The sequence below is a fragment of the Azohydromonas lata genome (genome assembly GCF_034427735.1).
Taxonomy (GTDB): domain Bacteria; phylum Pseudomonadota; class Gammaproteobacteria; order Burkholderiales; family Burkholderiaceae_C; genus Azohydromonas; species Azohydromonas lata.
On the sequence record NZ_JAXOJX010000015.1, the window covers coordinates 102353 to 109198 of the forward strand.

At 68.7% G+C, this 6846-nt stretch carries 5 protein-coding genes and 1 pseudogene; 2 read left to right on the forward strand and 4 right to left on the reverse strand.

Translation table 11 applies throughout. The features are described from left to right. Positions 1–364: 364 nt before the first annotated feature. The 3 genes from acnA to SM757_RS11670 form a co-directional block, all read right to left on the reverse strand. Positions 365–3106, reverse strand: coding sequence for an aconitate hydratase AcnA (acnA, locus tag SM757_RS11660; protein ID WP_322465590.1), 2742 nt, complete (start codon positions 3104–3106; stop codon positions 365–367). A 134-nt stretch (positions 3107–3240) separates the two neighbouring features. After that, positions 3241–3552: a c-type cytochrome gene (locus SM757_RS11665; RefSeq protein ID WP_066340525.1), complete on the reverse strand. Its 312-nt coding sequence runs from the start codon at positions 3550–3552 to the stop codon at positions 3241–3243. A 189-nt stretch (positions 3553–3741) separates the two neighbouring features. Then, entirely contained in the window at positions 3742–4635 is an 894-nt protein-coding gene (locus SM757_RS11670; protein ID WP_322465591.1) for a LysR family transcriptional regulator, read from the reverse strand. Between the two features lie 122 nt (positions 4636–4757). Between SM757_RS11670 and SM757_RS11675 the strand changes: the two genes are divergently transcribed. Continuing rightward, positions 4758–5321: a pyridoxamine 5'-phosphate oxidase family protein gene (locus SM757_RS11675; protein WP_322465592.1), complete on the forward strand. Its 564-nt coding sequence runs from the start codon at positions 4758–4760 to the stop codon at positions 5319–5321. Between the two features lie 44 nt (positions 5322–5365). After that, positions 5366–5959, forward strand: a complete 594-nt coding sequence (locus SM757_RS11680; RefSeq protein ID WP_322465593.1) for a glutathione S-transferase family protein — start codon at positions 5366–5368, stop codon at positions 5957–5959. A 91-nt stretch (positions 5960–6050) separates the two neighbouring features. On the opposite strand, the pseudogene mutL reads toward SM757_RS11680, so the two are convergent. After that, positions 6051–6846: pseudogene (gene mutL / locus SM757_RS11685) on the reverse strand (DNA mismatch repair endonuclease MutL); the annotation flags it as partial.

Here is a 6846-nt window from a genome sequence, read left to right on the forward strand (position 1 = left end):
GGTATTGCTGCACTAAAGAAAGCGTGGAGTCAACTTGATCAAATGCTGGCATCCTAAGCTATTGATCCAGATGAGGTGATCGCGGATTTCAAAGCGGTCAGGACGGCGGCCCATAAATCTGGTTGAAATCTACTGTTTTTGATCAGTAAAAAATTAATTTTTGCTTTTGCAGGAATGACGACGAATGTGCTGGTGGTCTGTCGATTCTTGAGGTCACCACAGTTTCGGTCCCGCATGCTAACCATCGTGGATACCTGCTTTCGCAAGTATGACGGGTGAGGGGCACTATCAACCTATGAGCCGCGCTCAAGAAAACAAAAAGCCGCCTTTCGGCGGCTTTTTTCATTGGTCAATTGCGGTCTTGTCAGGCTGCGGTCAAAAGCTGCCTCAACACAAACGGCAATATCCCCCCGTGCTTGTAGTAATCCACCTCAATCGCCGTATCAATCCGCAGCATCAAAGTCACCCGCTGCGAAGAATCCCCCCGCCGAATCACCAGTGTGGCCTCGGATAGTGGCCGCACATCTCCGGCCGGCAGCTCGATATCAATCACCTCGTCCCCCCGCAGCCCCAGTGACTGCCAGGAATCCTCGCCGCGGAATTGCAGGGGCAGCACGCCCATGCCGATCAAATTCGAGCGGTGAATCCGCTCGAAGCTGCGCGCCACCACGGCCTTGATACCGAGTAATTGGGTGCCCTTGGCCGCCCAATCCCGGCTGGAGCCGGTGCCGTATTCCTCGCCGGCAAATATCACGGTCGGCACGCCCGCGGCCTGGTATTTCATGGCCGCGTCGTAGATGAACATTTTTTCGCCCTTTTCGGCGCCGTCCAATTGGTACAGCGTCAGGCCGCCTTCTTCCACCGAGCCATCGGACTTGGGCGGGAGCATCAGGTTCTTGATGCGTACGTTGGCGAAGGTGCCGCGCATCATCACTTCGTGGTTGCCGCGGCGGGAGCCGTAACTGTTGAAGTCGGGCTTCAATACGTGGTGCTCAATCAGATACTGGCCGGCAGGGGACGTTTCCTTGATGGAGCCGGCCGGGGATATGTGGTCCGTGGTGATGGAGTCGCCAAACAGCGCCATCACCCGCGCGCCTTTCACGCCAGTCACCAGCGCCGCGGGCTCCATGGTGAAACCCTCGAAGAAGGGCGGGCGGGCGATGTAGGTGCTCTGCGGCCAGTTGTAGACCTGGCCCGTCACGCCGGAGATGGCCTGCCACAAGGGGCCCGGGGCGCTTTCCACCCGCGCGTAGTTGGCCTTGTAGGCCTCGGGGTCCATGGCGGCCTTCATCAGGGCGTGAATCTCGTCGCTGCTGGGCCAGATGTCGCCCAGGTACACCGGCTTGCCGCCGTGGCCGGTGCCCACGGGCTCGGTCATCAAGTCCTTGAGCACGCTGCCGGCAATGGCGAAGGCCACCACCAGCGGCGGCGAGGCCAGGAAGTTCGCCTTGAGGTTGGGGTGGATGCGCGCCTCGAAATTGCGGTTGCCCGACAGCACGGCGGCGCAGACGAGGTCATTGCGCCAGATGACTTCGTTCAGCTCGGCCGTGAGGTCGCCTGCGTTGCCAATGCAGGTCGTGCAGCCGTAGGCCGCCACCGCGAAGCCCAGCTTCTCCAGGTAGGGCAGCAGGCCGGTGCGCGTCAGGTACTCCGTCACCACGCGCGAGCCGGGCGCCAGCGACGTCTTCACGTGCGGCTTCACCGTCAGCCCCGCCTCCACCGCCTTCTTGGCCAGCAGCCCCGCGGCCAGCAGCACGCCGGGGTTGGAGGTGTTGGTGCAGGAGGTGATGGCGGCGATCAGCACGTCGCCATTGCGAATCTCCAGTCCGCTGGACGTGGTGAACACCTGCTGCAGCTTGTCTGCCGGCTGGCTGAAGCCGTTTTGCGGCACCGGCTTGCTGAACAGGTCCGTGAAGGTGCTGGAAAGCTTGCCCAGCTCGATGCGGTCCTGCGGCCGCTTGGGGCCCGCCACGCTGGGCTTCACCGTGGAGAGGTCCAGCGACACCACCTGCGAATACTCCAGCTCCCCGGCGCGCGACACGCCAAACAGCCCCTGCGCCTTGAAGTAGGCCTCGAACAGCTCGATGTCCGCCTCGCTGCGCCCCGTGCCGCGCAGGTATTCCACCGTGCGCTCGTCCACCGGGAAGAAGCCCATGGTCGCGCCGTACTCCGGGGCCATGTTGCCGATGGTGGCCCGGTCGGGCAGGGCCAGCGAGCGGGTGCCCTCGCCGAAGAACTCCACGAACTTGCCCACCACGCGGTGCTTGCGCAGGATCTCCGTGACGGTGAGCACCAGGTCCGTGGCCGTCACGCCCTCGCTCAAGGCACCCGTCAGCTCGAAGCCCACCACGTCCGGCGTCAGCAGGTACACCGGCTGGCCCAGCATGGCCGCCTCGGCCTCGATGCCGCCCACGCCCCAGGCCACCACGCCTATGCCGTTGATCATGGTGGTGTGGCTGTCCGTACCCACCAAGGTGTCGGGGTAGCTCACGCCGTCGGCGTTGCGGTGCAGGCCGCGCGCCAGGTACTCCAGGTTCACCTGGTGGACGATGCCAAAGCCCGGCGGCACCACGCGGAAGGTCTCGAACGCCTGCATGCCCCACTTCATGAACTCGTAGCGCTCGCGGTTGCGCTCGAACTCCAGCTTCATGTTCAGGTCCAGGGCCTGGGGGGTGCCGTAGTGGTCGATCATCACCGAGTGGTCCACGACCAGGTCCACGGGCACCAGCGGCTCTATCGTCTTGGGGTTGCGGCCCTGCTCGGCGGCCACGTTGCGCATGGCGGCCAGGTCGGCCAGCAGCGGCACGCCGGTGAAGTCCTGCAGCACCACGCGCGCCACGACGAAGGGGATCTCCTCCTCCCGCGCGCCCTGCGCCTGCCACTGCGCGAGCTGCTCGACGTGGCCGGCAGTGACTTTCTTGCCGTCGCAGTTGCGCAGCACGCTCTCCAGCACGATGCGCAGCGACACCGGCAGCCGGTGGATGTGCGGCCAGCGCTCGGCCAGCTTGGGCAGCGAGTAGAACTTGCCGGTTCGCCCCGAGGGCGTGGAGAACTCCGTGAGCGTGTTGGCGAAGGCGTGCGCCATGGCGAGGACTCCCGTCGTCATTGAAGAACCGGGAATCCTGGCAAGGCTCGCGCCCGCGCAGGGCAAGCAGGCGTTTCAAAAAGCCCTGGGTTTGCAACCGGGGCGGGATACGGCGGCACCGCCGGCAGGGTGCCGGCCCCGCGCCTTGGCCCCGATTACTGCGCCAGCACCCAGGCCGCGAGCTTGCGCACGTCCTCGCGCGGAATCTTGGGATTGGCCGCCATGGGCACCGGGCCCCAGACGCCGGCACCGCCCTTGATGATCTTGTCCGTCAGCATCGCCTCGGCCTTGGGGTTGCCGGCGTACTTCTTGGCGATGTCCTTGAAAGCCGGCCCAAGCACCTTGGAGGTGGTCTTGTGGCAGCCCATGCAGTCGTACTGGGCGGCCAACTCGGCGCTGGCGTGGGCGGCGGGGGACAAGGCAACAGCCGCGGCGGCCAGTGCCAGTGCCCATGAAAACTGCTTCATACGTGTCTCTCGGAGAGCGTGTTGGTGCAAAGAGGCAGGCTAGCCATGCCGGGGCCGGCTCAACGGACGCCCAGGCCCGCCGGCGCGCGGCGCGTGCCAACAAATCCACGAAATCCACGCAGCGGCGCGGCGGCGCGGAGCGTGAAGGCCGCCCCGGCCCCCATCGGCCGGCGCGCGGCCGGCGGGCGCTCAGCCCAGCCGCTCGCGCAGCCGCGGCACGGCCCAGTCCATGAAGGCGCGTATGCGCGGCGACAGCAGCCGCGACTGCGCGTGCACGAGGTTCACGTCCACCGGCGGCGGCTGCCAGTCCGCCAGCACGCGCACCAGGCGGCCCTCGGCCTCCAGCGCCCGCACCTGGTAGGCGAGGAAGCGGCCTATGCCCAGCCCCGCCACGCAGGCCTCCAGCGCGGCATCGACCTGGTTGCTGGAGAAGCACTCCGGCACGGCCACCTGCGCCCGCTCGGCGCCGCGCACCAGGGGCCATTCGTTGCCCGACCCCCGGCCGGTGCTGCGCACGGCGCGGTGGCGGGAGAGGTCGTCGGGGTGGGTGGGCGTGCCGTGGCGCGCGAGGTAGCCGGGGCTGGCGCTCAGCACCCAGGCCGTGCGGCCCAGGGGCACGGCCACCAGCGAGGAATCGGCCAGCGGCGCGATGCGTATGGCCAGGTCCACGCCTTCCTCCAGCAGGTCGATCACGCGGTCCAGCAGCAGCAGCTCCACCCGCATGCGCTCGTGCGCCGCGAGAAAGCCGTTGATCACCGGCGCCACGTGCAGCCGGCCGAACATCACCGGGGCCGTCACCGTGAGCCGGCCCGCGGGGGCCAGCGGCCGGTCGGCGAGGGCGGCTTCGGCCTCCTCCACGTCGGCCAGCACGCGGCGGCAGCGCTCGAAGTACTCGCGGCCTTCCTCGGTGAGCGCGATGCGGCGGGTCGTCCGGTTGAGCAGCCGTGCGCCCAGCGCCTGCTCCAGCGCCGAGAGGCCGCGCACCACGGCCGTGAGCGACACGTCCTGCCGCTGCGCCGCCGCCGTGAGGCTGCCGGTTTCCACGATGCGCACGAAGGAGGCCATGGCCTTGAGCTTGTCCATGGTGAACGATTAAACCGCCAGTCGCAGCAATGAAGTGCGGTGCGATCTATTTATTGCGAAGCGCGCCATGGCCACCATCACGCATCGCCTCTCAACGCCTCACGCAGCCACCGGAGCCCGCCATGTCCAGCCACTTCGCCGCCATCGCCTACACCCCCGGCGTGCGCGCCGCGCAGCGCCGCTTCGGCGGGGCCGAGGCACCCAAGCCGCCGGGCGACGTGCAGGCGCACCTGAGCGCGCGGGAGCGCGCCTTCATTGCCGCGCGCGACAGCTTTTTCCTGGCCACCGTGGGCGAGGGCGGCTGGCCGCACGTGCAGCACCGCGGCGGCGCGCCGGGCTTTTTGCGCGTGCTGGACGACAGCACGCTGGCTTTTGCCGACCTGGGCGGCAACCGCCAGTTCGTGAGCACCGGCAACCTGGCGGGCAACCCGCGGGCGGCGCTCATCCTGCTGGACTACCCGCAGCGCCGCCGCCTGAAGCTGATGGCCGAGATCGAGGTGCTGGCCGCCGATGAGGCGCCGCCCGCGCTGCTGGCCGCCGTGGAGATGCCCAAGACGCCACCCACCGAGCGCGTGATGCTGCTGCACGTGGCGGCCTTCGACTGGAACTGCTCGCGCTTCATCACCCCGCGCTACACCGAGGCCGAGCTGGCCGCCCTGGGCGTGGCGCTGCCCGCGTCGCTGTGAACCCTTTGAACACTTCCATTCCCAACCGCTGAAGGAGACCCGCCGTGAAACTGCATGACCTGACCCTCTCCGGCAACTGCTACAAGGTGCGCCTGCTGGCCGCGCTGGCCGGCATCGAGCTGGAGCTGGTGCCCGTGGACTTCATGGGCGGCGCGCACAAGCGAGCGCCCCACACGGACCTGAACCCCTGGGGCGAGCTGCCGGTGCTGGAGGACGGCGACGTGGTGCTGCGCGACTCGCAGGCCATCCTGGTCTACCTGGGGGCGCGCTACGCGGGTGAGCAGTGGCTGCCGCGCGACCCGCTGGGCCTGGCCACGGTGATGCAGTGGCTCTCCACGGCCGCCAACGAGATCCAGCACGGCCCCGGCGCCGCACGCCTGGTGGACAAGTTCGGCTACGTGCTGGACAAGGCCGACGCGCTGCGCCGCGCCGAGCGCATCCTGGGCCTGCTGGAGCAGCACCTGGCGCACAACGACTGGCTGGCGCTGCAGCACCCCACCATCGCCGACTGCGCCGTCTTCCCCTACGTGGCGCTGTCGCACGAGGGTGGCATGTCGCTGGCGGACTACCCGCAGGTGCGCGCGTGGATCGATCGGGTCAAGGCGCTGCCGGGGTTCGTGGGGATGCCGGGGGTGTGAGGGGGTAGGCGCTGCGGGCCGGCCTTTGGCTGGCGCTGGTCAAACCGCCTTCTGAACGATGCGGCCGCAAATTCCGGGACCAGCGGCGCCGTCACCGCCCACGCAAGAACAACCCGTCCAGCTCCTTCATGCTGAGCTGCCGCCAGGTGGGCCGGCCGTGGTTGCACTGGTCGGCGCGCTCGGTGGCTTCCATTTCGCGCAGCAGGGCGTTCATCTCTTCCAGCGTCAGCCGCCGGTTGGCGCGCACGGCGCCGTGGCAGGCCATGGTGGCCAGCATCTCGTCGCGGGCGCGCTGCACCACGCGGCTCGATCCCACCTGCGCCAGGTCCGCCAGCACCGAGCGCACGAGGTCGGGCAAGTCCGCGTCCGGCAGCGCGGCCGGGCGGCTGCGCAGCGCCAGCGCCGTGGCCGACAGCGGCGCCACGTCCAGCCCAAGCTCCAGCAGCGTTTCGCGCTCGGCCTCGGCCGTGGCCAGCTCGGTGGGCGTGGCGCTCATGGCCTCGGGAATGAGCAGCGGCTGCGACGGAATGCGCCCCTGCGCCGCCGACGACTTCTTCAGCCGCTCGTAGACGATGCGCTCGTGCGCCGCATGCATGTCCACGATCACCAGCCCGTGCGCGTTCTCCGCCAGCACGTAGACGCCGCCCACCTGCGCCAGCGCACGGCCCAGCGGCCAGCCCGTGCCTTCTTCCGCGGGCGCGGCGCTGGGCACGGTGGCGGGCGAGGGCGCGACGGTGGCGGCGGCAAATCGCGCGTCCGCCCGCATCGCGCTCACGGCCGCCGCCGTGGCCGCGGAGGCCGAAGGCATGGCTGCCGCCGCGCCCGGCATGGCAGGTGCGGACGGCATGGAAGGCATGGCCGGCACGGACGGCATCACGGGCGCCGCG